The 22,247-nt window shown below is 61.5% G+C and carries 20 protein-coding genes; 8 read left to right on the top strand and 12 right to left on the bottom strand.

What is annotated here, in order from left to right; all coding sequences use genetic code 11:
- Positions 1-5: 5 nt before the first annotated feature.
- The 6 genes from queE to SM763_RS20505 form a co-directional block, all read right to left on the bottom strand.
- The gene (queE, locus tag SM763_RS20530; RefSeq protein ID WP_368999582.1) at positions 6-713 is read right to left on the bottom strand and encodes a 7-carboxy-7-deazaguanine synthase QueE; all 708 of its coding nucleotides are present in this window, start codon (positions 711-713) and stop codon (positions 6-8) included.
- A complete protein-coding gene (queD, locus tag SM763_RS20525) occupies positions 710-1,063 on the bottom strand; it encodes a 6-carboxytetrahydropterin synthase QueD (RefSeq protein ID WP_274828430.1) in 354 nt (117 codons plus the stop codon). Before queD ends, queE begins: the two co-directional genes overlap by 4 nt.
- The gene (gene queC / locus SM763_RS20520; RefSeq protein ID WP_274828431.1) at positions 1,063-1,764 is read right to left on the bottom strand and encodes a 7-cyano-7-deazaguanine synthase QueC; all 702 of its coding nucleotides are present in this window, start codon (positions 1,762-1,764) and stop codon (positions 1,063-1,065) included. The genes queD and queC overlap by 1 nt, the downstream gene beginning before the upstream one ends.
- 155 nt (positions 1,765-1,919) lie before the next feature.
- Positions 1,920-2,255 carry a hypothetical protein gene (locus tag SM763_RS20515; RefSeq protein WP_368999581.1) on the bottom strand — a complete coding sequence of 112 codons (336 nt, stop codon included), beginning with the start codon at positions 2,253-2,255 and terminating at the stop codon, positions 1,920-1,922.
- A 331-nt stretch (positions 2,256-2,586) separates the two neighbouring features.
- The gene (locus tag SM763_RS20510; RefSeq protein ID WP_274867162.1) at positions 2,587-3,393 is read right to left on the bottom strand and encodes a crotonase/enoyl-CoA hydratase family protein; all 807 of its coding nucleotides are present in this window, start codon (positions 3,391-3,393) and stop codon (positions 2,587-2,589) included.
- Between the two features lie 72 nt (positions 3,394-3,465).
- Positions 3,466-5,235, bottom strand: coding sequence for an acyl-CoA dehydrogenase family protein (locus tag SM763_RS20505; RefSeq protein ID WP_347510728.1), 1,770 nt, complete (start codon positions 5,233-5,235; stop codon positions 3,466-3,468).
- Between the two features lie 105 nt (positions 5,236-5,340).
- On the opposite strand from SM763_RS20505, the gene SM763_RS20500 reads away from it, so the two are divergent.
- Positions 5,341-6,375: an AraC family transcriptional regulator gene (locus SM763_RS20500; protein WP_347510727.1), complete on the top strand. Its 1,035-nt coding sequence runs from the start codon at positions 5,341-5,343 to the stop codon at positions 6,373-6,375.
- Positions 6,376-6,390: 15 nt separating this feature from the next.
- On the opposite strand, the gene SM763_RS20495 is transcribed toward SM763_RS20500, so the two are convergent.
- Positions 6,391-7,986, bottom strand: coding sequence for a methyltransferase regulatory domain-containing protein (locus tag SM763_RS20495; protein ID WP_347510726.1), 1,596 nt, complete (start codon positions 7,984-7,986; stop codon positions 6,391-6,393).
- Between the two features lie 248 nt (positions 7,987-8,234).
- On the opposite strand from SM763_RS20495, the gene SM763_RS20490 reads away from it, so the two are divergent.
- The 4 genes from SM763_RS20490 to SM763_RS20475 all read left to right on the top strand — a co-directional run bounded on the left by SM763_RS20490 (position 8,235) and on the right by SM763_RS20475 (position 11,830).
- Positions 8,235-8,693 (top strand): Rrf2 family transcriptional regulator, encoded by a 459-nt coding sequence (locus SM763_RS20490; RefSeq protein WP_368999580.1) that lies wholly within the window; start codon positions 8,235-8,237, stop codon positions 8,691-8,693.
- A complete protein-coding gene (locus SM763_RS20485; protein WP_347510724.1) occupies positions 8,690-9,376 on the top strand; it encodes a Crp/Fnr family transcriptional regulator in 687 nt (228 codons plus the stop codon). The genes SM763_RS20490 and SM763_RS20485 overlap by 4 nt, the downstream gene beginning before the upstream one ends.
- 197 nt (positions 9,377-9,573) lie before the next feature.
- Complete coding sequence (locus SM763_RS20480; RefSeq protein WP_347510723.1) at positions 9,574-11,247, top strand: bifunctional protein tyrosine phosphatase family protein/NAD(P)/FAD-dependent oxidoreductase; 1,674 nt, start codon at positions 9,574-9,576, stop codon at positions 11,245-11,247.
- A gap of 190 nt (positions 11,248-11,437) precedes the next feature.
- Positions 11,438-11,830: a rhodanese-like domain-containing protein gene (locus SM763_RS20475; RefSeq protein ID WP_065270653.1), complete on the top strand. Its 393-nt coding sequence runs from the start codon at positions 11,438-11,440 to the stop codon at positions 11,828-11,830.
- A 57-nt stretch (positions 11,831-11,887) separates the two neighbouring features.
- On the opposite strand, the gene SM763_RS20470 is transcribed toward SM763_RS20475, so the two are convergent.
- On the bottom strand, positions 11,888-12,646 hold the full coding sequence (locus SM763_RS20470; protein WP_274867156.1) for an alpha/beta fold hydrolase: 759 nt from the start codon (positions 12,644-12,646) through the stop codon (positions 11,888-11,890).
- 115 nt (positions 12,647-12,761) lie between these two features.
- On the opposite strand from SM763_RS20470, the gene SM763_RS20465 reads away from it, so the two are divergent.
- Positions 12,762-13,127 carry a hypothetical protein gene (locus tag SM763_RS20465; protein WP_065270651.1) on the top strand — a complete coding sequence of 122 codons (366 nt, stop codon included), beginning with the start codon at positions 12,762-12,764 and terminating at the stop codon, positions 13,125-13,127.
- A gap of 5 nt (positions 13,128-13,132) precedes the next feature.
- Here SM763_RS20465 and SM763_RS20460 read toward each other — a convergent pair whose 3' ends face one another.
- A complete protein-coding gene (locus SM763_RS20460; protein WP_490363301.1) occupies positions 13,133-14,035 on the bottom strand; it encodes a DUF817 domain-containing protein in 903 nt (300 codons plus the stop codon).
- 180 nt (positions 14,036-14,215) lie between these two features.
- A complete protein-coding gene (gene glyA, locus SM763_RS20455; RefSeq protein WP_274834205.1) occupies positions 14,216-15,511 on the bottom strand; it encodes a serine hydroxymethyltransferase in 1,296 nt (431 codons plus the stop codon).
- 222 nt (positions 15,512-15,733) lie between these two features.
- Here glyA and SM763_RS20450 point away from each other — a divergent pair, with 222 nt between their 5' ends.
- Positions 15,734-16,489: an NAD kinase gene (locus tag SM763_RS20450; RefSeq protein ID WP_274828442.1), complete on the top strand. Its 756-nt coding sequence runs from the start codon at positions 15,734-15,736 to the stop codon at positions 16,487-16,489.
- A gap of 82 nt (positions 16,490-16,571) precedes the next feature.
- Here SM763_RS20450 and SM763_RS20445 read toward each other — a convergent pair whose 3' ends face one another.
- Positions 16,572-18,008 (bottom strand): amidase family protein, encoded by a 1,437-nt coding sequence (locus tag SM763_RS20445; protein ID WP_347510973.1) that lies wholly within the window; start codon positions 18,006-18,008, stop codon positions 16,572-16,574.
- 394 nt (positions 18,009-18,402) lie between these two features.
- On the opposite strand from SM763_RS20445, the gene prpE reads away from it, so the two are divergent.
- A complete protein-coding gene (prpE, locus tag SM763_RS20440) occupies positions 18,403-20,295 on the top strand; it encodes a propionate-CoA ligase PrpE (protein WP_274828444.1) in 1,893 nt (630 codons plus the stop codon).
- 108 nt (positions 20,296-20,403) lie between these two features.
- Here prpE and SM763_RS20435 read toward each other — a convergent pair whose 3' ends face one another.
- Complete coding sequence (locus SM763_RS20435) at positions 20,404-21,792, bottom strand: methyl-accepting chemotaxis protein (protein WP_347511144.1); 1,389 nt, start codon at positions 21,790-21,792, stop codon at positions 20,404-20,406.
- Between the last annotated feature and the right edge of the window lie 455 nt (positions 21,793-22,247).

The following is a 22,247-nucleotide window of genomic DNA, read 5'->3' as shown; positions in this document are numbered from 1 at the left end:
ATCGGTCAGACGCCGCGCTTGTTGCCCCAGATCAGGACATGCAGCTGCGGCAGGATACGGGGGGCGAACCAGCCATCTGTCATGGCCCGCTCGGTCAGCCACTCCAACCGGTCTGCAAGATCCTGCGGATCCACAGGGGAGTCCGGATCCACATCGGGATTGCCCGGTTGCAGGTAAAGCGGCAGGTCGGGGTGGCACGCATGGGCTTCTTTGGCCCAAGAATAATCTGCTTCGTCAAAGACAACGATCTTCATGACCACCTGCCGGGCGCTCTGCCCGGCGCTGACGCAGGCGGCGAAGACCTCCCAATCGACGCTTTCACCGCTTGAGGGCGGTTTCGGGGACAGCACCAGCGTATCAAGGTCGCCGAACCAGGGCCGCGCCACCGAGCCTTGGGTCTCGCAGGCGAACCGGTAGCCCGCCGCCCGGCCGCGCGCGATGAGTGGGCCGAAATCCTGGATCGCGGGGTTGCCGCCGCTGAGCGAGACGGTTAGGGTCTGTCGGCCTGACAGGCGCAGAACCTCGTCCCAGATCTCCGCGTCGCTCATGGGTGTCCAGGTGTGGCGATAGGCGCTGTCCACCGCGTGCAGGCTGTCGCACCAGCTGCAGCGGTAATCGCAGCCCCCTGCGCGTACGAATACGGTCGGCTCACCGATCAGGGCGCCTTCGCCCTGGATGGTGGGACCGAAAATCTCGGCAATACGCAGGGTCATGGTCGGTATTCAGCCCAGGTTTTTGGCGTCTCACTGACCAGAACCGCGCTGGTTTCAGGCCAGCGGGCGGCGCACCAGTCGTGGAAATGGCGCGCCATGTTTTCAGCCGTCGAGGGCACATCCAGCACATCGTTCAGGTGTCGGTGGTCGAAGGTCTCGTCGATATAGGTCTTGAGCGGTTTCAGGTCGTGGTAATCGCGCACGAACCCATCCGCGTTCAGCGCCTTGGCAGCCAGTTCCACCACAACGATGTAATTGTGCCCATGCAGGCGCGCGCATTGGTGGTCGTCCGGCAGATGGGAAAGCTGATGCGAGGCGGAGAAATGAAACTCCTTGCGGATGCGAAACATCAGTGCCCCTCCTTTCCGGCAATGGCGGAGAGCCAGTAGTCCGGGTCGGCATAGGCTGTCGGATCCGCGACCCCGGCGAGGTGGAAAGCCTCGCGGCGCTCAACACAGGTGCCGCAGCGCCCGCAATGCAGATCGCCGCCCTTGTAGCAGGACCAGGTCTCGGCAAAGGGGGTGCCGTGGCGGGCGCCATCGGCCACGATGTCGGCTTTGCTGCGTTCTACAAAAGGCGTGTAGAGATCGACATCGGCATAGCCGTCTAGCGCGGCCCTCTGCATGGTCTCGAACGCCCGGGTGAACCCGGGACGGCAATCGGGATAGATGAAGTGATCGCCGCCATGTACGGCGGTGGCGACGGCCTCATCCCCGTTGGCGGCGGCAACGCCGAACCCGATGGCGAGCATGATGGCGTTGCGGTTTGGCACGACGGTGATGCGCATCGTTTCTTCTGCGTAATGACCGTCGGGGACGTCGATGTCGTCGGTGAGCGCCGATCCGGTCAGCGCGGCGCCGATGGGGCGCATGTCGATCAGGTGGTGGGGGACATTAAGGCGCTGCGCGGCAGCGGCGGCAAAGTCCAGTTCCTTGCGGTGGCGCTGGCCATAGTCAAAGGAAACAAGCCGGGTGAGCTGACGCTCAGCGGCGACGATATGCGCAAGCGACACGGAATCGAGTCCGCCTGAGCAGATGACAAGTGTTTTCATGTTGGGCCCTTGTTTTGGTATCCGGGTAGGCTGCGACCGGATTTCGTGGCGCTGCCTATCAACGCGTCGCGGGGGAGGCAAGACACCTATTTGCGATCCGGCGTTCGCCGGTCACTGCCTTACGGCGCTGGCGCAACGCGCGCTGTGTCGCCTTATCAATCGCGCAGCTTGGTCAGGATCAATTTGAACGTAATGTCAGGGGCTTCGGGGCTGTGTCCGGTGCCAGCGATCCGGCCGCCTTCGATCTGCTTGCCCGTGATGCACAGGGTGCAACAGTCCGTTTTGAAAATCGGCTGCATGTTTCCCAGATGCGAATGGCGGCAGACCTCCAGGTCAAGGGTCACATCACCGCCGGAGCAGTCGCAACTGCCAACGTAGGACATGATCGAGTCGCCCCCGCGGGCGGTTCCATTCGCGATGGCCAGAACACCGAACCCGTGGTGTTCTGGTGTCATGAATTCGGCCCTGTAAAACCCTTCGATCGCGGTCATCTTGTCTTCTCCCAACCAGCAACGGCTTTGGACCCGGTGGCGAGGTGAAGTTCAAGGCATTTATGATGATCAATTTAGAGCAAATAGTCCCGGATGTCCTACAGAAACCGGGGGTTCCGTGGACGGATTGGGGCAAGTGGTACCGAATTTTAACGTCGGAACAGACAGTTGGTCTGTCGTAGCGGGGGGATTTCAATTTGTGAGACACCAGCTGCTGCGATGTGCTCTCTGTCGAGCTGCGCGCATTCGTCGCTCGTCGGCACGCGCGGTCGGGGAGGCATGTAGTCCGGGCGGAGCCGCCCGGACCATTAGTTTCAAAGGGCGGCTGAGATCAGCTGTCGGGGCGCACGCGGGCGGCGCTTTTGTCGGCAAAGGCCGCGAGGCGAGCGCGCGCGTCGGGCTGGGTGTTCACCACGCCGGCCACCACGGCTTCGGCATAGGCTGCATCCAGCGCCGACATGTTCTGCATGTGGCTGACGGCCGAGCAGATGGCAAAGTTCGACAGGGGCAGGTTCTCGGCAGCGCGGCGGGCAAGTTCCATCGCCTTGTCCAGGCTGGAGCCTTCGACGATATATTGCGCGAGACCCAGATCGCTGGCTTCCTGGCCTTTGTAGACCCGGCCGGTCAGCATCATGTCGATCATGCGGGATTTGCCGACCAGATCGGTGACCCGGATGGTGGCGCCGCCGCCGGTGAACAGGCCGCGCTGGCCTTCGGGCAGGGCGAAATAGGTGGTCTGGTCCATCACCCGGATATGGGCCGAGCTGGCCAGCTCCAGCCCGCCGCCAACAACCGCGCCCTGCAGGGCTGCGATGATCGGAACGCCGCCGTACTCCATCTTGTTGAAGGCTTCGTGCCAGCGCAGGCAGACGTGCATGAAATCGGCCGGGCTGCGGTCTTCGTCGTGGTGCTCAATGAGGTCGAGACCAGCGCAAAAGTGATCGCCAGCCCCAGCCAGCACCACTGCCTTGACCCCCGCGCGCGGCGCCAGCGAGAAGAACTCAACCAGTTCTTCGATGGTGTCGATATCCAACGCGTTGCGTTTGGTCGGCCGGTTGAGTGTCACCACCCAGACGCCATCCTCCTGCGCGTCAATGGCCAGGTTGGTGAATCGGGAGATGTCGATTTCGACGGTCATGGGGATGTCCTTTCGGAAAATGTGGGAAAAGGGCGGCGGCCCCTTGGGCCACCTGCCATGGATTGGGGGAGGTCAGAGCACCGCGGCCAGCAGGCTGTCCGAGCCATTGAGGATCCGGTCAGCTTGCGCACCGACATCGATCAGGATGTGATCGGCGTAGAAACGCGCCGTGGCGATCTTGGCCTGCATGAAGGCCGGGTCCTCGCCGACCTGCAATGCGGTTTCGGCAGCCATCAGGGAGCGCGCCAGCTGCCAGCCTGCAACCAGATTGCCTGCCAGCATCAGATAGGGGACCCCGGCGCCAAACGCCGCCTTCGGGTTTTCCTTGCCGGTTGCGGCCATGTGGCGAACCACAGCCTCAAAGGCTTGCCGCGCATTGGTCAGCCGCGTGCCAACTGATTGTGCCGCGTCAGAGCCTTGCGCCAGCTCCGCCTCGGTCTGCGCGATCATCCCGGCCAGCCGCAGCGCGGTTTCGCCGCCATCGCGCAGGGTCTTGCGGCCCACCAGATCATTGGCCTGGATCGCGGTGGTGCCTTCATAGATCGGCAGGATGCGCGCGTCGCGGTAGTGCTGGGCCGCGCCGGTTTCCTCGATAAAGCCCATGCCGCCGTGCACCTGCACCCCGGTCGAGGCGACCTCGACGCCCATCTCGGTGCAGAAACCTTTGACCAGCGGTGTCAGGAACTCCGAGATTGCGGTGGCTGCAGCGCGCTCTTCGCCGCCGGCGGAATGTTTCGCCAGATCCTGCCAGCCGGCGGTGAAGGCCGCCATCGCCCGGCCGCCTTCGGTCACTGCGCGCATGCGCATCAGCATGCGGCGGACGTCGGGGTGGTTGATGATTGCCACCGCCTCGCGGCTGGAGCCATCGACCGGGCTTGATTGAATGCGTTCGCGGGCGAAACTTATGGCCTGCTGATAGGCGCGTTCGGCAATGGCAACCCCTTGCAGACCAACGGCATAACGGGCGGAGTTCATCATCTCGAACATGTAGCGTAGCCCGGAGTTTTCTTCGCCGATCAAAAAGCCGGTGGCGCCTTCGAAGTTCAGGACTGCGGTCGGGCTGGCCGTGATGCCCAGCTTGTGTTCGATGCTGGCACAGTTCACGGCGTTGCGCGTGCCCGGGGTGCCGTCGGAATTGACCATATATTTCGGCACCAGAAACAGGCTGATGCCTTTGACGCCTGCGGGGGCATCAGGCGTGCGGGCCAGCACCAGATGAATGGTGTTTTCGGCCATGTCATGCTCACCATAGGTGATGAAGATCTTGGTGCCGGTGATCGCATAGGTGCCGTCGTCCTGCCGTTCGGCGCGGCTGCGCAACAGGGCCAGATCGCTGCCGGCCTGCGGTTCGGTCAGGTTCATGGTGCCGGTCCATTTGCCGGACACCAGATTTTCAAGATAGATCGCCTTGGTTTCCTCTGACCCGGCTGTCAGCAGCGCCTCGACCGCGCCATCGGTCAGCAGGGGGCAAAGGGCAAAGCTCATGTTGGCGGCGTTCAGCATTTCCGTAGCGGCGGCGCCGACGGCGCGGGGGAGGCCCTGACCGCCGAAATCCTCCGGGTGGGGCAGGCTTTGCCAGCCCATTTCGACGAACTTGCCATAGGCCTCGGTAAAGCCAACGGGCAGGATCACCCGGCCATTTTCAAGACGTGCGCCGGACTGGTCGCCGGGTGCGTTGAGCGGGGCAATCTCTTCGGCCGTGAACCGAGCAAGTTCGGTGAGGGCAGCCGCCGCATCCTCGAGTTCCAGCCCGTCATAGGCAGGCAGGCTGGTCACCTCTGACCATCCCGCAAGATGCTGGATATTGAAAATCATGTCTTTGACCGGGGCATCAAATGTCATGGGGCGGCCTTTCTTTAGCGGTTGCCATTCCCGCCAGATAGACATTGCTCTAAGTGTGGTCTATATCCTCTGTGGACGCGAAACTTGCTAAAAGTGACAAATACCATGTCGCCGCTCCCCCCGGAACATGCGCAGGGCGCACTGATCCTGCCGACGGTATCGCGGGCCTTTCTCGAAGATTGGCTGTCGACCTTGCGGGTGCATTGCGCGCCGGGCCAGCTTGTAGGATTCCTTGATCAGATCGGATTGGATGATGCGGCGCAGCCGTTGGGGCGTGTCACCCATGACCAGATCGTGCGGCTTTACCAGTTGGTGGCCAGTGAAACCGGCGATGAAATGATGGGGTTGTGGAGCCGCCCGGTCCGGTCTGGGGCGCTGAAACTGCTCTGTACCTCGGTGCTCGGGGCGTCGTCGCTTTCGGCGGCCTTGTTTCGCTTTAGCTCGTTCTGGAACTTAGTCCTGGATGATTGCCGCGTGCGGCTTGAGACCGGAGAGGACAGGCTGCAGATTGTTCTGGAGCCGCAGGGCGATGGCGGCCAGAACAGGTTCGGGCATATGCTATTGCTGAAGCTTGCCCATGGGATTGCCTCATGGGTGGCGGGGCGAGAGTTGCCACTGCGGGAGGTCAGCTTTGCCTTCCAAAAGCCTGAGTTTGCGGAGGATTACCCTATCCTGTTTCCCGCGCCGGTCAGGTTTGGTGAGGTGAGTTCCTCGCTGACCTTCGAAGGAACGCTGGACCGGCTGCCAGTGTCGCGCAGCGAGGCCGAGATGCAGGAGTTTCTGATCCGGGCGCCGCGGGACTGGATCTTTACCAGCTTCCGGGAGCATGCGGTGATGCTGCGCGTGCGTGAGCTGCTGCTGCAATCAGAGCGGCTGAGTTGCAATCTGGAAGATGCGGCGCGTGCGCTGAACCTGACGCCCCGCACGCTGATCCGGCGTCTTGATGCCGAAAACACTTCGTTTCAGGAGATCAAGGACGGTTTGCGGCGCGATATTGCCGTCCGCGATCTGTCACTTGGGGCAAAGAGCATCGAGGCGGTGTCGCAGGACGTGGGCTTTGCCTCTGCCGCGAATTTCCACCGCGCTTTCAAACGCTGGACGGGTACGACCCCCGGCAGCTACCGGAGGTCGGATGTGTAGGAGCCGTTGGCCCCGTCAGGCGACAGCCTGCGAGTGGGGCTGGGCCTCTGGGTTCGGCATTGGTGGCTCAAGCGTGAGGCCGAGGCTTTCGCAGAGCGGCAGGCGCTGGGCTGCAAATGTGTTGGCCCGCACCCGCAGAACCGCAAGGTTTTCCTCGGGTGTTTCCAGAATACGGCCATCGGCATGCAGCCGATAGCCTTGCGGCGCGAGGATCTGCCAGGCCAACTCTGCCCATTCATTCGGCGTTTCCAGCCCTTCGCTGCGGGCCAGCAGGAACAGCTGTTCAAACCGGTCCATTTCGATGCCGCCGCCAGTCACGGGTGAAGCCAGAAAGCGCAGGGTTTCGCTGTCTTCAGCGCGTTTGCACACGGCGGTATTGAAGGCGCGGCAATGTGCGGCGCGTTCTTCCAGACCTTCCTGCGGCAAGCAGGGGGTGATGTGGCCTGCGCCGATCAGAACGGTCAGGATACGGGTGATGGCCTCCCATGTGTTTTGCCCGAAGGCGCCCTGATCCAGCAGATCGCGGACCGTTAGCGGGCCGTCCTGCAGCGCCGTCAGCACCGGCGCGTATTGCTCTGGTTGCAGCGGCAGGTCTCCCTGACGCCCCTTGAAGGTCAGTCGCCCACCGCCATAGCGGCGCGACAGCGCCAGCGTGGTTTCAAACCAGGCGCCGATGGCGCCGCGTGCCGTGTGGGGCAGTTCCCCACGGATAAACAGGTCGGTGCGGAATTGCTCGTTCAGCAAAAGATCCCGCAGGCCCTGACGGCGCACCGGATCGGTTTCCGCGTTCAGAAGGGCCAGCTGCTCGGCGGAAAATGACACGTCGTCCAGATGATCCATCGGATCGGTCGAGGCCATGAAGGACAGTTTGGCCTGGGACATGTCGCTGGCCACATCGGCGAAATGGAACGGGGTCCAGTCCCTGTTGAGATACTCATGCGCCAGATAGTTGGGCGACATGTTCTTGATCTTTTCAATCCATGCGGACAGCGACGGGTTCGAGGAAATATACCCCGCTCCGGCCTGATCCAGTTGTTCCAGGTGATGGATCGCATCGCTGATCCGCTCGGCTAGGGGACCACTGCCTTGCGCCGTGCGGTCCACCAGGGTGCGGCGCAGGGGCACGGCCGCCGCCCAGCCCGGTTGTGTGTTGTAGCTGATGTAGACCATGCCGCCGGATTTCAGCCGCTTCGACAGGAAGTCGAGGATATGCTGCTGGTTTTCTCTGGACACCCAGCTGTAGACCCCGTGCAGGGCGATGACATCAAAGGTCTCGGGCAGGCCGGGGGCATTGGCGAAGTCTTCGAACGACTGTTCGTGGAAATGCATGTTTTCGAGCTCGGCCTCTTTGGCGAGCTCTCTTGCGCCAACCATATGGGCTGGATTGAAATCCATGGCGTGGAATTCGATATGCGGGTTGGCGGCTGCCAGAAGATTTGCCGAAACCCCCTGACCGCAGCCCAGTTCACAATAGGTCAGCTTGGATCGGTTCAGCCCGTGTTTCTTCCCTTGAGAGACGGCGCAGAAGGCGAGGTGGGACGGCGCCAGTTCGCGAAAAAAGTCATGTGTGTAATCAAGATCGGCCACATAGCCGGAAGTCCAGTCGTTCATATTGCGCCTTGTTGGTCCGAGGTTTGTTCGAATGCAGCGTGACGTGCTGGCTCACAAATTTCATAAAACTTGTGATAATAGAGTTAATGCCGCTCAGCATTTTTCGGCCTCGCGGTTCAGGGTGGATACGCCGGTTTGGCCGCATGGCAGGAGCGGGAGCGTGCGTGCGCTGGGGGCGCACTTTCGCTGCCGTGACTGCGGTCCTATAATGGCCCTGCTGCGTATCCTGCGGCGCCGGGGAGACAATCATGAAGCTGACCAGATATACCAATTATGCCTTGCGTTCCCTGCAGTTGGCAACGCTGAAGGCGCCCGCATTGGTGCGGGTCGAGGACATGGTGCAGATCCATGGGCTGTCGCGCCCCCACGTGGTGAAAATCGTGCATGAACTGGGCAAGGCGGGCTACCTGCAGACCCAGCGCGGGCGCGGCGGAGGTTTTCGTCTGGGGCGGCCTGCTCACGAAATCGTGGTCGCGGATGTGGTGCGCCTGACCGAGGGGGCGATGGAAGTGGTGGAGTGTTTCAACCCCGATAAGAATACCTGCCCGCTGATGGGGGTTTGCAAACTCTCCCGAAAGATTCAGGAGGCTACCCGGGCCTTCATGGCGGTGCTGGAAGAAGTGACCATCGCAGATATCGCTTCGAACAGGGGCGACCTATTGGCCCGGATCGCGCCGCTGGACCCCCGACCGGAGAGCGCAACGTGACGGCGGAGAGCGAAAGCCGGGATTGGGTCGATCTGTTCCCCGGTCTTTCGCAGCTGGAAACCCCGGCCAGACAGGTGCTGCTACAGCGCAGCACCCTGATCGATGTGCCTGCGGGGACTGTTCTGTTTGGGCCGGGCAAAACGGCCGAGCATATGCTGTTCCTGCTGGAAGGCACCGTCCGGGTTCAGCATTTGTCGGACAGTGGCCGTGAGATCGTCCTCTACCGTGTGGGCGGCGGCGAAAGCTGCGTTCTCACCACCGCCTGCCTGATGGGCTATGCGGAATATTCCGCCGAAGGTATCGCGGAAACCGAGGTGCGGGCCGCCGCCGTGCCACGTCTGGTTTTTGACGATCTGGTGGCGCAGTCATCCTCGTTCCGGAATTTTGTCTTCACCGCCTTTTCGCGGCGGATTACCGATCTGTTTCTGGTGATCGATGAAATCGCCTTCCAGCGGATGGACGTGCGGCTGGCGCAGCGGCTGCTGGAGATTTCCAAAGGCGATGACCGGATCGAGACCACGCACCAGCGGCTCGCCGTCGAACTGGGCACCGCCCGCGAGGTGGTGTCGCGGCAATTGCAGGAATTCCAGCGCCGCGGATGGATTCGGCAGGCGCGGGGAAGCGTCCATATTCAGGATCGCGGGGCTCTGCTGAGCCTGGCGGAAGACGCCGCAAAGGCGTGATGCCCTGGGGTGATGTCCGGCATCTGCGGCTTTGGTGACTAAGTCACCGACGGGTGTAGCGTAAAAACTTATAAAATGAATGTAGTTTTGTGAGAGGGGGCTGCAGTGTTTGCCGATGTCAGGTCCGGTGATCTGACTTTCGGGAGCTGCACGGGCTGGTTTTGCTGGTCGCGCGCCACCAGACGTGAGGAGACACCATGGACTTCAAGACATTGACCAGCGGCCTGTCGGTCAGCCCGCAGATCACCATCGCGGACCTGCCCGCGATCCGCGATGCGGGGTATCGGGCGATCATCTGCAACCGGCCGGACGGGGAGGGGGCGGATCAGCCCACCTTTGACGAAATTCAGGCTGCGGCTGAAAAGCTGGGGCTTGAGGCGCGCTACCTGCCGATCGTGTCGGGCAAGGTCAGCGACGCGGATGCCGCCGGGTTCGGTGCGGCCCTGACGGAGTTGCCGGGGCCGGTGCTGGCCTATTGCCGCTCGGGCACCCGCTCGGCAACCTTGTGGTCGCTGTCGCAGGCCGACCGGCTCAGCGTTGCGGATATCCTCGCCACGACCAATGCGGCTGGCTATGACATGGGCGGGGTTGTGCGCCGGATTGCCAATGGCGGCAAAACGCCGACCGACCGGGCGGATGCGCGGTTCGACGTGGTCATCGTCGGCGGCGGCGCGGCCGGGATCTCGGTGGCCTCCAGCCTGAAATCCCGCAAGCCGGATCTTGATATCGCGATCATCGACCCGGCGGATATCCATTATTATCAACCGGGCTGGACCATGGTCGGTGGCGGTATCTTTGACGCGCAAGACACGGTGCGGACCATGGGATCGCTGATCCCCAAGGACGTGCATTGGATCAAGGCGGCGGTCGCGGCCTTTGAGCCCAAGGACGATGCCGTCGTTCTGGATGGCTGCCGGGTGGTGAAATACGACCGTCTGGTGGTCTGTCCGGGGCTGAAGCTGGACTGGCACAAGGTCGAAGGGTTGGTTGAAACGCTGGGCAAGAATGGGGTTACCTCGAACTACCGCTACGATCTGGCGCCCTACACCTGGGAGCTGGTGCGCGGTCTGAAAAAGGGGCGGGCCATCTTCACCCAGCCTCCGATGCCGATCAAATGCGCCGGGGCGCCGCAAAAGGCGATGTACCTGTCGGGTGATGCCTGGCTGCGCAATGGGGTGCTGAAGGATATCGACATTCAGTTCAACAATGCCGGTGGTGTGTTGTTTGGCGTGAAGGATTACGTGCCTGCGCTGGAAGGCTACGTGAAGAAATACGGCGCCCATCTGAACTTCTTCCACAATCTGGTGGCGGTCGATGGCGAGGCACGCAAAGCTTGGTTTGATGTGGCCAAGCCGGACACCCCAGTCGAGCGGGTCGAGATGGAGTTCGACATGATGCATGTCTGCCCGCCGCAGACGGCGCCGGATTTCATCCGGGTGTCGCCGCTGGCCGATGCCGCAGGCTGGGTCGATGTGGATCAGTCCACGCTGCGCCACACGCGCTATGACAATATCTGGTCGCTGGGCGATGTGATGAACGCGCCAAATGCCAAAACCGCTGCCGCGGCACGCATTCAGGCGCCCATCGTGGCGGAAAACCTGGCGGCGGATATCGAAGGCAAGGCGCCGGTCGCGCAATACAATGGCTATGGCTCCTGTCCGCTGACGGTGGAACGCGGCAAGATCGTCTTGGCCGAGTTCGGCTATGGCGGCGCCATGCTGCCGAGTTTCCCGAAGTTCCTGCTGGACGGCACCAAGCCTTCGCGCACAGCCTGGCTGCTGAAGGAGAAGATCCTGCCGCCGATCTACTGGAAGGCCATGCTGAAGGGGCGCGAATGGATGGCGAAACCGGAAAAGATCAGCGCGCGCTGAGGAAACCGACCCACGGCAACCTTGTTCCGGTTGGCGTGGGCACACTTTCGGCAGGGCGGGGATCACGGCTGGTTGAGGCGCGGCCTTTGCGGGGTTGCTGCCCGGATGCCTTCGCGCGTAGCGTGCTGCGAGAGGAGCCGCCGATGATGGATGGGCGGCTGAACCTGCTGATCAAGAAAAGGAAACTGTCATGCCCCTGACTCTGCAACAGATGATGCAAGACGCCAACGCCGCCGTGGAGCGCCTGCCGGTGGAAGAGGCGCAGAAACTGCTGGAGCAAGGCGCCTTGCTGCTGGATATCCGTGATGCGCCGGAACTGTCGGCCAATGGCCGGGTGCGGGGGTCGCACCATATCCCCCGCGGCATGCTGGAATTCCGCGCCGATCCGGCCAGCCCGTTCCACGACGACACCCTGAAGATGGATCGTCCGATCTTGCTGCATTGTGCCAGCGGTGGCCGGGCGGCCCTTGCGGGCAAGCTGCTCAAGGATATGGGCTATGAAACCGTTTACAACACCGGCGGCCTGTCCGATTGGGCAGCAGCGGGTGCCTCGATCGAAGAGCCGGTCGACAAGGGCATGTAATCGCGATCATCCGGGCCGTTCCAGGATCAGGGTGGCCCGGATCATGACACAGCCTGTTCAGGCGTTGAAAAAGGCCCGCGCCGTCTGTTCAAAGGCGCGCGGGTTTTCTGCATGCAGCCAGTGCCCGGCATCGGGGATCTTGGCGAACCGTGCGTTGGGGAACTTGGCCCGGATCTGCGGCCTGTGCTCCGGCAGCACATAGTCCGAATTGGCGCCGGACAGAAACAGCGCAAGCCCGTCCCAGCTGGCCTCAACCTGCGGAAAGGACATGATGTCGGGCATATGATTGGCCAGCGCATCAAGGTTCAGTAGCCAGCGTTTTCCCTGAATATCAAGCGATTGCGTGAAGAAGCTCTGCAAAGCTGGTTCCACACCCAGTTTAGCTAGCTGTGCATGGGCATCCGAGCGACGCGTCACCTGTTCCAGATCCACCTGCCGCATGGCTTCGATGAACTGGATCTGACTGTGGGTATAGCTGACCGGGGCAATGTCGGCGACCAGCAGGCGCCGCACCGCCTGCGGGTGCAGCAGCGCCAGCATCATCGAGGCCTTGCCGCCCATCGAGTGGCCGATCACATCCATCTGTCCGCCGTGGGCCGCGATCACCTCGGCCAGATCCTCGGCCATATCGGGATAGCTGTGGCTGTCGCTCCAGGGGCTGTTGCCATGGTTGCGCATATCCACTGCGATCACCTGGCGCTCATCGGACAGGCGTTTGGCAATGACGCCCCAGTTACGGGCCGAGCCATAAAGCCCGTGGGCGATCAGAAGTGGCGGGCGGTCAGTCGGGGTACCGTGCAGGATCGTGTTCAGCATGGGGGCAGGTGATAAACGCGATGGCGCAGCGGCGCCAGCCCCATTGAGCCAGCTATGTGAACGCGGTAGGTTGCGCCTTGGCAGGCAGGACGCCGCCAGACCGGAGCCCAGAACGATGTCACAGACCGTCCTTGAGGAAATCGAAGAAATCCGCAGCCTGCTGGCCGAGCGTACGCAGGCCTCGGGTGATCTGCCTTTGGCCCTACGCAAGGCGCGCCGCCAGTTGCCGCGGCGGATCTACCGACAGGGGATGAGACTGGCCGAAGCCCTGCCGCTGCTGGAGCATCCGAAGCTGAGCCTGACGCTGGATCAGGCGGCGCTGCATGGAGCCAGCCGCGAGGTTACGGCTCATCTGCGCAGCATCAATCTGGCGGAGCGGCGCAAGGACCGGCTGTTGCAGATGCTGGGCAGCATGGCGTTTTCCCTGCTGGCCGTCGTGGCGCTGCTGATCCTCGTGTTGCGCTGGCGTGGGTTCGTCTAGCGCAGCTAGGGCGCCTTTGCTGCGCCGGTGGGGTCTTTGACACGGGGACGCGAGGCGTGCAGCGGCTTGTTGCTCAGCGCTTCGCGGAAAACCAGGGTAACCGTGGCAAAGCTTACGTAGAGCAGCAGATACCAAGACCCCATCTTGGCAAGGCTCACCCAATCTGTCGGAGCCTGCCCATGATAAAGCCAGGTGCGCGTGCCGGTGCCGATGTTTTCAGCCAGCCACAGGAAGAAGCTGGACAGAAAGGCCGCAAGCGGGAGGGGCATCCAATAGCGGTTATGGCCGATGGTGAACCAGATACGGGTACGCAGGAAAATGATCACCGTTGCCGCAAAAAGCGCGACGCGCATGTCCGGCAGGAAGTGATGGGCGAAGAAATTGCCATAGATCGCCGCCGCAAGCAGAAGGGGCATCCAGTAGGGCGGATAGGGGGCAAAGCGCATATCGAACAGCCGGATAACCCGCGCCATATAGGAGCCCACCGAGGCATACATGAAGCCGGAGAAAACCGGTACCTGATATATCTTGAACAGACCGTCGCCCGGATAGCTCCAACTGCCCATATGGACCTTGAAGATCTCCATTGCGGTGCCGGTCAGGTGAAACAGCAGGATCACACGAACTTCGCGCCAGCTTTCCATCCCGGTCCACAAAAGCAACGCCTGCAAGGCCAGCGCGTACATCAGCAGCGCGTCATAGCGCGCGAGCACCCAGTCCGGCTGCCAGATGTGATTGCTGAAGAGAATGCCGAACAGGAGCAAGGCTCCGAATATGGCAGCCCAGGCTTGCTTGAGACCGAACATAACAAATTCCGCCACGGCAAAGGGCAGGCGGGCCCGCATGGCATCGCCAAGTCGGCGTTCAAGGCGGCGGGTGCGGTTGGGACCGGCGGGAAAATTCGCCATGTTACAAGATCTCAAACAAAATAAATGGTTACCAAACTGCGCAGGGCGGAGACGGTCCTGTCAGGCGCCGTACTCCTCCTTGGGAATATCCATTGCCCGATAAACTGACATTCGGCAAGAAAAATGCCCGGCGCGATGTCATCGCGCCGGGCACTGGAAGCATAAAGAACCGTTCTGGGATCAGAGGTTCGGGTAGAGCGGGAAGCGGGCGCAGAGGGCTGCGACCTTGCCGCGTACGGCCTCTTCCACGGCCTCGTTGCCGTCTTCACCGTTGGCGGCCAGACCATCGATCACCTCGACGATCAGGTCAGCGATGTGACGGAACTCTTCCTCGCCAAAGCCGCGGGTGGTGCCCGCCGGGGTGCCAAGGCGGATGCCCGAGGTCACGGTCGGCTTTTCCGGGTCAAACGGGATGCCGTTCTTGTTGGTGGTGATATGCGCACGGCCAAGGGCCTTGTCCACGATATTGCCGGTCACGCCTTTGGGGCGCAGGTCGACCAGCATGACGTGGGTGTCGGTGCCGCCGGTGACGATGTCCAGGCCGCCCTTGATCAGCTGATCAGCAAGGGCTACGGCATTGGCGCGCACTTGCTTCTGGTAGCTTTTGAACTCGGGACGCAGGGCCTCTCCGAACGCAACAGCCTTGGCTGCGATCACATGCATCAGCGGGCCGCCCTGGATACCGGGGAAGATGGCGGAGTTCACCTTCTTGGCGATGTCGGCATCGTTGGTCAAGATCATGCCGCCGCGCGGACCGCGCAGGGTCTTGTGGGTGGTCGTGGTCACCACATGCGCGTGCGGGAAGGGCGAGGGATGCTCACCTGCGGCCACGAGACCGGCGAAGTGGGCCATATCCACGTGCAGATAGGCACCAACCTTATCTGCGATTGCGCGGAAGCGGGCAAAGTCGATGACCCGCGGGATCGCGGAGCCGCCGGCGATGATCAGCTTGGGCTGGTGCTCCAGCGCCATGGCTTCGACCTGATCGTAGTCGATCAGGTTGTCGTCGCGGCGCACGCCATAGTGCACGGCGTTGAACCATTTGCCCGACTGGTTGGGCGCGGCGCCGTGGGTCAGGTGACCGCCCGAGGCGAGATCCATACCAAGGATGGTGTCGCCGGGTTTGATCAGCGCCTGGAAGACGCCCTGGTTGGCTTGGCTGCCCGAGTTCGGCTGAACATTGGCAAAGCCGCAGCCGAACAGTTCCTTGGCGCGTTCGATCGCCAGGTTTTCCGCCACGTCGACATACTGGCAGCCACCGTAGTAGCGGCGCCCCGGGTAGCCTTCGGCGTATTTGTTGGTCAGCACGGATCCCTGTGCTTCCATCACTGCGGCAGAAACGATGTTCTCCGATGCGATCAGCTCGATCTCGTCGCGCTGGCGGCCCAGCTCGTCAGTGATCGAAGAATACAGTTCGGGATCGCGATCGGCGAGGGACTGGGTGAAAAAACCGGGGTCACGGGTGGTCTCGGTCATGCTGGCTCCGTCGGGTTGGAGGTGGGATTGCGCGATTTCCTATCGGAAACACGGCCGATCTAAAAGCCCGTAAAGCGACTATTACCTGCGGCAGAACGGCCACTCTGGTCTTTGTGGGGCAGCTGTGCTTGTTTCGGAACCGAATGCGCACCACCGGAAACAGATTTCCGCGCCCTGCGCCCCCAGTCGTGACCTCAGGGTGGCCCCAATGAGAATAGCTTCATGAGAATCGCCTTTCTGGCCAGCTCCGCCAAGGTGGCGCAAACCGCGCTCAAGGCTTTGGTCGACCGCTATGGAAATGTCCCGCCGCAGGAGGCGGAAGTGATCGTGGCACTGGGCGGAGACGGCTTCATGCTGCGCACCATGCACGAAACCGTCGATCTGCCCGCGCCGGTCTATGGCATGAACCGGGGCACCGTCGGCTTCCTGATGAATGAATATCACGAAGAGGCGCTGATCGAGCGGCTGCGGGAAGCGGAACAGGAAATCATCAACCCTCTATCGATGACGGCAATGGACCGGGATGGAAAGATTCACCACGCGCTTGCGATCAACGAGGTGTCGCTGCTCCGCGCCGGGCCACAGGCGGCGCGGCTGAAGATTTCGGTGGATGGGCGACAGCGGCTGGCCGAGCTGGTTTGCGACGGGGCGCTGGTGTCCACGCCGGCCGGCTCCACCGCCTATAACTACTCTGCCCACGGCCCCATTCTGCCCATCGGCGCCGATGTGCTGGCCCTGACGGCGGTGGCAGCCTTTCGCCCGCGGCGTTGGCGCGGAGCGCTGCTGCCCAGTACCGCCAATGTGCGTTTTGACGTGCTGGAGGCCGACAAACGCCCGGTGATGGCCGAAGCGGATTCAATCTCATTCGAGAATATCGACTGGGTGGAGATCCGGACGGATACAAGCATCCGGCACAAAATCCTGTTTGATCCCGGCCACGGACTGGAAGAGCGGCTGATCTCGGAGCAGTTCACCTGATCCAGAAGACTGAGATGTGAAAAGGGGCGCTGCGGTTTGCAGCGCCCCTTTATAAAGGTGTTCAAGGTTGGGGCAGGCTGTGTCAGCCCTGATCCATCATCTCCCACAGCGGCAGATGCATACGGCCAACGCGAGCCTCGATCGCGGCGCAGGCATCGACCGCCATGTCTTCGCGCCAGCGCGGCGATACGATCTGGACGTTGATCGGCTGCGGGCCTTGCTCCAGCTGCGCCAGCCGGGAGGGAACGCAGCCCGCGGGCAGCCCCATGAAGTTCATCGCATAGGAATAGACCGCGCAGCCCAGCACCTCGTGCACTCCTTCAGCGCCTTCGGTGTCGCGATCCGGTTTGAAGAAGGGCTGCGGCAGGAAGGGGGTCAGCACCAGCGGGTAGTCCTGCTGGAAAAGGGACCACTCCCGCGCATAATGGCTGCGTTTTGCCATCATCTGCAGCAGCTCATCGCCCATGAAAGGCGGGAACTCCTGGAAGTAGACCTCGAAGATGTCGCGTACGGTTTGCGATCCGGCGGCATCCACGTCCTTTTTCATCATCGCGTAGACCTCGCCCATCAGGGCGCGATAGCCGTTGCGGCCTGCCTCGAACACATTGGGCGGCTCGACCTCTTCCACCACGTAACCGGCATCGCTCAGCGCATCGCGGGCGGTCAGCAGCGCGGCCTCGACCTCGGGGTGCGGATCATAGCCATGGGTGTTGCGGGTAAAGGCGACCTTGATCGGTCCTTCGGGTTCCTCCCCGCGCCAGGGCAGGGGGACGTGGAAGGGATCGCGCGCATCGGGGGCGATCATCGTCGGCATTGCCAGATGCAGATCCTCGGCCGAGCGGGTGATCAGACCCTGCACCGACATGGATTGCGCCAGCATGCCGCGCTCTGCCTTCTGGCTGGGGTTCCAGGCAGGCACACGGCCCAGGCCCGGTTTCACCGTGACCGCGCCGTTGGCCGCAGCCGGAAAGCGCAGAGAGCCGCCGATATCATTGCCATGCCCCAGCGCGCCGATCCCGGCCATTACGGCTGAACCTGCGCCGCCAGAAGAGCCACCCGGCGAAATATGCCGCCCCCAGGGATTGTAGGTGCGTCCGTGCAGCGGGTTGTCAGTATCGGCACGGAATGAAAACTCCGGCGTATTGGTGCGCCCAATCACGACGGCACCGGCCTTGTGCAGGTTCTCGACCACCGGGGCATCCGCCGGGGCGATGAGATCCTTTAGCGCGGTGACCCCGTTCGAGGTTGCATGACCCGCCTGGTCGACGTTGATCTTGATGGTGACTGGCACCCCGTGCAGCGGGCCGGGCGCAGCGCCTGCAGCGCGTGCCTTGTCGAGGGTCCGGGCGCGTTCCAGTGCCTCGGCGCTCAGGTCTTCGACCACCGCATTGAGCGCGGGATTTGCTTCCTGCATGCGGTCGATCGAGGACTGAACCGCAGCCTCGGCGGAAATGTCCCCGGCACGGGTCTGGGTGGTCAATTCGGTGGCGCTGAGACGCCAGATATCGCTTTGTGTCATATGTAATTCTCCTGCCGGCAGGTTAGACGCCGCGCGTCGGGTTGCAAGGGGATATGCGGCAAAACCAGGGATCATTTTGCGACTTGCTGCGGGAACGGGCAGGGCTGTGCGGATGTCGCGCGGAACGCAAGATGGGCGTCCTGACGCGTGGAGTGCTGCGCATTGATTCGAAGGCGTAGCGGCAGGCCTTAGCCAAATCGGCTTTGCAACTTTGCAGATTTTCAGAAATCGCGCCGTAATACGTAAGGCTCCGCCGCGTTTGCATATATTTGCAGGGCGTAACAGGCCGAAATTGCAAATTTCTGCTACACTGTGACGCCACGTTCCTTCGGCGGCTTGCCCGGGCGCATCGCTTGGGCATAACTCTTTTGCATCGAGGAGCGAGGAGGACGCCATGTCGTATCAAGACGTATATGCCAGCTGGAAATCGGATCCTGAGGGGTTCTGGATGGAGGCCGCGAAAGCGATCGATTGGGACCAGGCTCCGAGCCGGGCGCTGAGCGATCTTGGCGGCGGGCTGTATGAATGGTTCGCCGACGGCATGGTCAACACCTGCTACAACGCCGTTGACCGCCACGTGGAAAACGGACGGGGTGAGCAGACGGCGATCATCTATGACAGCCCGATCACCCATACCAAGCGCGAGATTTCATTCGTCGAGCTGCGCAACCGCGTCGCCACGCTGGCCGGCGCACTGCGGGCTAAGGGTGTTGAAAAGGGTGACCGGGTCATCATCTACATGCCGATGATCCCCGAGGCGCTTGAGGCGATGCTGGCCTGCGCCCGTATCGGCGCGGTGCATTCGGTGGTCTTTGGCGGTTTTGCGGCAAACGAACTGGCGGTGCGTATCGACGATGCCACTCCCAAGGCGATCATCGCTGCCTCCTGCGGGTTGGAGCCGGGCCGGGTGGTCCACTACAAGCCGCTCTTGGATGGAGCCATTGATCTGGCCACGCACAAGCCCGACTTCTGCGTGATCTTCCAGCGTGAACAAGAGGTTGCCGAGCTGGTCGAAGGGCGTGATGTCAACTGGCACGGCTTCCAGTATGGGGTCGAGCCGGTCGATTGCGTGCCGGTCGAGGGCAATCACCCAGCCTATATCCTCTATACCTCCGGGACCACGGGGCAGCCCAAGGGCGTGATCCGCCATACTGGCGGGCAGCTGGTGGCGCTGAACTGGTCGATGAAGAACATCTACAACGTTGATCCGGGCGATGTGTTCTGGGCGGCGTCTGACGTGGGCTGGGTCGTCGGGCACAGCTACATCTGCTATGGGCCACTGATCCATGGCAACACCACAATCGTGTTCGAAGGTAAACCTGTGGGCACCCCCGATGCGGGTACTTTCTGGCGGGTGATTTCCGAGCATAACGTCAAGAGCTTCTTTACCGCGCCTACGGCGTTCCGCGCCGTGAAGCGCGAAGACCCCAAGGGCGAATTCGTTGGTAAATACGATCTGTCCTGCTTGAAACAGGTGTATCTCGCGGGCGAACGTGCTGACCCTGACACCATCACCTGGGCGCAGGACCAGCTGAAGGTGCCGGTGGTCGACCACTGGTGGCAAACTGAAACCGGCTGGTCCATCGCAGCGAACCCGCTGGGGATCGAGGAGCTGCCGACCAAGCTTGGCTCGCCCGCCGTGCCGATGCCGGGCTATGAGGTGGATATCCTGGATGAGGGCGGTAATCCGATGCCTGCAGGTGAACTTGGCGCCATCGCGGTGAAGCTGCCCTTGCCGCCGGGCACCCTGCCGAACCTCTGGAATGCCGAGGAACGTTTCAAGAAAAGCTATCTAACCACCTTCCCAGGCTACTATGAAACCGGCGATGCAGGCATGAAGGATGAGGATGGTTACCTTTATATCATGGCGCGCACTGACGATGTGATCAACGTTGCCGGCCATCGCCTGTCCACCGGCGGCATGGAGGAGGTTCTGGCCTCGCACCCCGATGTTGCCGAATGCGCGGTGATCGGCGTTAGTGATCAGTTGAAGGGGCAGATGCCGGTTGGCTTTCTTTGCCTGAACGCGGGCACCAACCGCCCGGGTGAGGAGATCGTCTCTGAGGTCGTGAAGCTGGTACGCGAAAAGATTGGCCCGGTTGCGGCATTCAAATTGGCCGTAGTGGTGGACCGCCTGCCCAAGACGCGGTCTGGCAAGATCCTGCGCGGCACCATGGTCAATATCGCAGACGGCACGCCCTACAAGATGCCCGCAACCATCGACGATCCGGCCATCCTGGATGAGATAAAGGACGCCCTGCAAAGCATCGGCTACGCCAAGGGCTAAACCAGTCTGAAGGCTAGAATACCAAACCGTGCCGCATTGCTGCGGCGCGGTTTGTTCGTTGGGGGTCGAAGAAAGCCAGTGCTGGGGGAGGGTTTTGAAACCCCCGTCTCAGGCCGCCGGACGGTGTGTTTGTAGGGGCGTTTCCGGGGTGGCTTGGACAGCCCGGACGGTGCCTTGCCCCGCGTCACCGCCGACCTTGAAAGTAGCGACACGCTGCTGCAGCAGCCGGGCATTGTGCGACAGGTCCAGACTGACCGCGCTGGTTTCTTCCACCATTGCGGCATTGCGCTGCGTGACCTGATCAAGCTGACCGATGCCAACGTTGATCTCTTGCAAGGCGGCTGCCTGTTCCTTGGCGCCACTGGCGATATGACCGATGCGTTCGGAGATGTCCGATGCGCCGCCAATGATGGTCTGAAGTTCCTGGCCGACCTGTGCCACGACATCCACACCCGAATGCACCTGCGAAGAGCTGCGTTCGATCAGCTTTTTGATTTCCCCTGCAGCGCTGCCCGAGCGCTGGGCCAGGGTTCGAACCTCGGCCGCAACCACCGAAAACCCCCTGCCTGCCTCTCCGGCACGGGCGGCCTCGACGGCGGCATTCAAAGCCAGAAGGTTGGTCTGAAACGAAATGTCGTCAATGAGGGAGACGATGCTTCCGATTTCCTCGGAGGATTGCTTGATCGCCTCCATCGCGTCGACGGCCCGGTCCATGACTTTATTGCTGTCCTTAGCAGTCCGCTGCGCCGTATCTGCGATGCCTTTGACATCCTGCGCCAGATTGGCCGAGGAATTCACCGCTGATGACAGCTCTTCCACTGCGGCGGCGGTTTCTTCCAATGTCGCCGCCTGCGATTCCGTGCGTGACGACAGTTCCCCTGAAGAGCCTTCGATCCCGTCGGCGGCTGCGGAGACTGTCGATGCAACCTGTTTGACCGATAGCACCACTTGCTCCAGCTTTTCGATGGCTGCATTGAAGGTGGTGCCGAGGGTGCTCAGCTCTTTGATGTCTGATACCTCGACCCGGTGCCGCAGATCGCCCTGGCTGATGGCCTCAAGCCCGGTAAGGATGCCATCCATGGCTTCCTGGCGGGCGCTGGCATCGGACACGTCGGTGGCAATCTTGATGACTTTGCGCACCTTGCCTTCAGAGTCGAATACGGGCGCATAGGTTGCCTGTATCCAGACAGGTTCGCCGGATTTCGAAACTCGTTCGAAGCGGTCCGAATAATATTCCCCCGATGCCAATCCCGACCAGAAGGTCGCATAATCCGCCGATTGCGCGTCTTCGGGCTTGACGAACATCGAATGATGATGCCCTTCGATCTCGCTGAGTTCATAGCCCAGGGTTTCGAGGAAATTCTTGTTTGCTTTTAGGATTGTGCCGTCTGTCGCAAACTCGATAACGGCCTGTGTCCTGTCGATGACGTCCAGAACCGCCTGCTGTTCTTCGAACTTTCTTTCCCGCCGAGTTCGGGGCTTGATAATTTTCAACATCAAATCGTCCTCATATAATAACTCTTGCCTTAGTAATCGGCAGGAAAAAGGGTCTGTCGATACGTGCAAAACGTTGAATTGTTGCAATCAATAAACGATTTGAGGTGTGGGCGTGTTTTTCAATATTTTCGGTGCAACGGAAGGATAAACAATCTTTTCAGGATCTTCCGAAGTGTTTTGAAATCCTTATGGTTGCAGTAGCCGCGGGCGGCTCCATTAACTTTTGCGAATTTTTTACGGATGTTAGTTCGCTATGCTGCTTTTGTGTATGCCTGCCGTGCAACAGTCGGCAAAGGTGATCGCCTAAGTTTTCAGCCGTCTGAACGCGTTATCCGGTTTGAGTCGCTGATTTTCTATTTGAGCCATATGGAGGCGAGGCGCAATACTTGGAACAAATCCATCGATCTGTTAGCGGTAGCTAGATGTAGAGTTCAATCTGGTGACAGTATTAAGGG

Origin of the sequence: Pseudophaeobacter sp. C1-32P7, from assembly GCF_041008775.1 — a bacterium.
Taxonomy (GTDB): Bacteria; Pseudomonadota; Alphaproteobacteria; order Rhodobacterales; family Rhodobacteraceae; genus Phycobacter; species Phycobacter gallaeciensis_A.
This window is presented reverse-complemented; position numbering and strand designations above follow the sequence as displayed.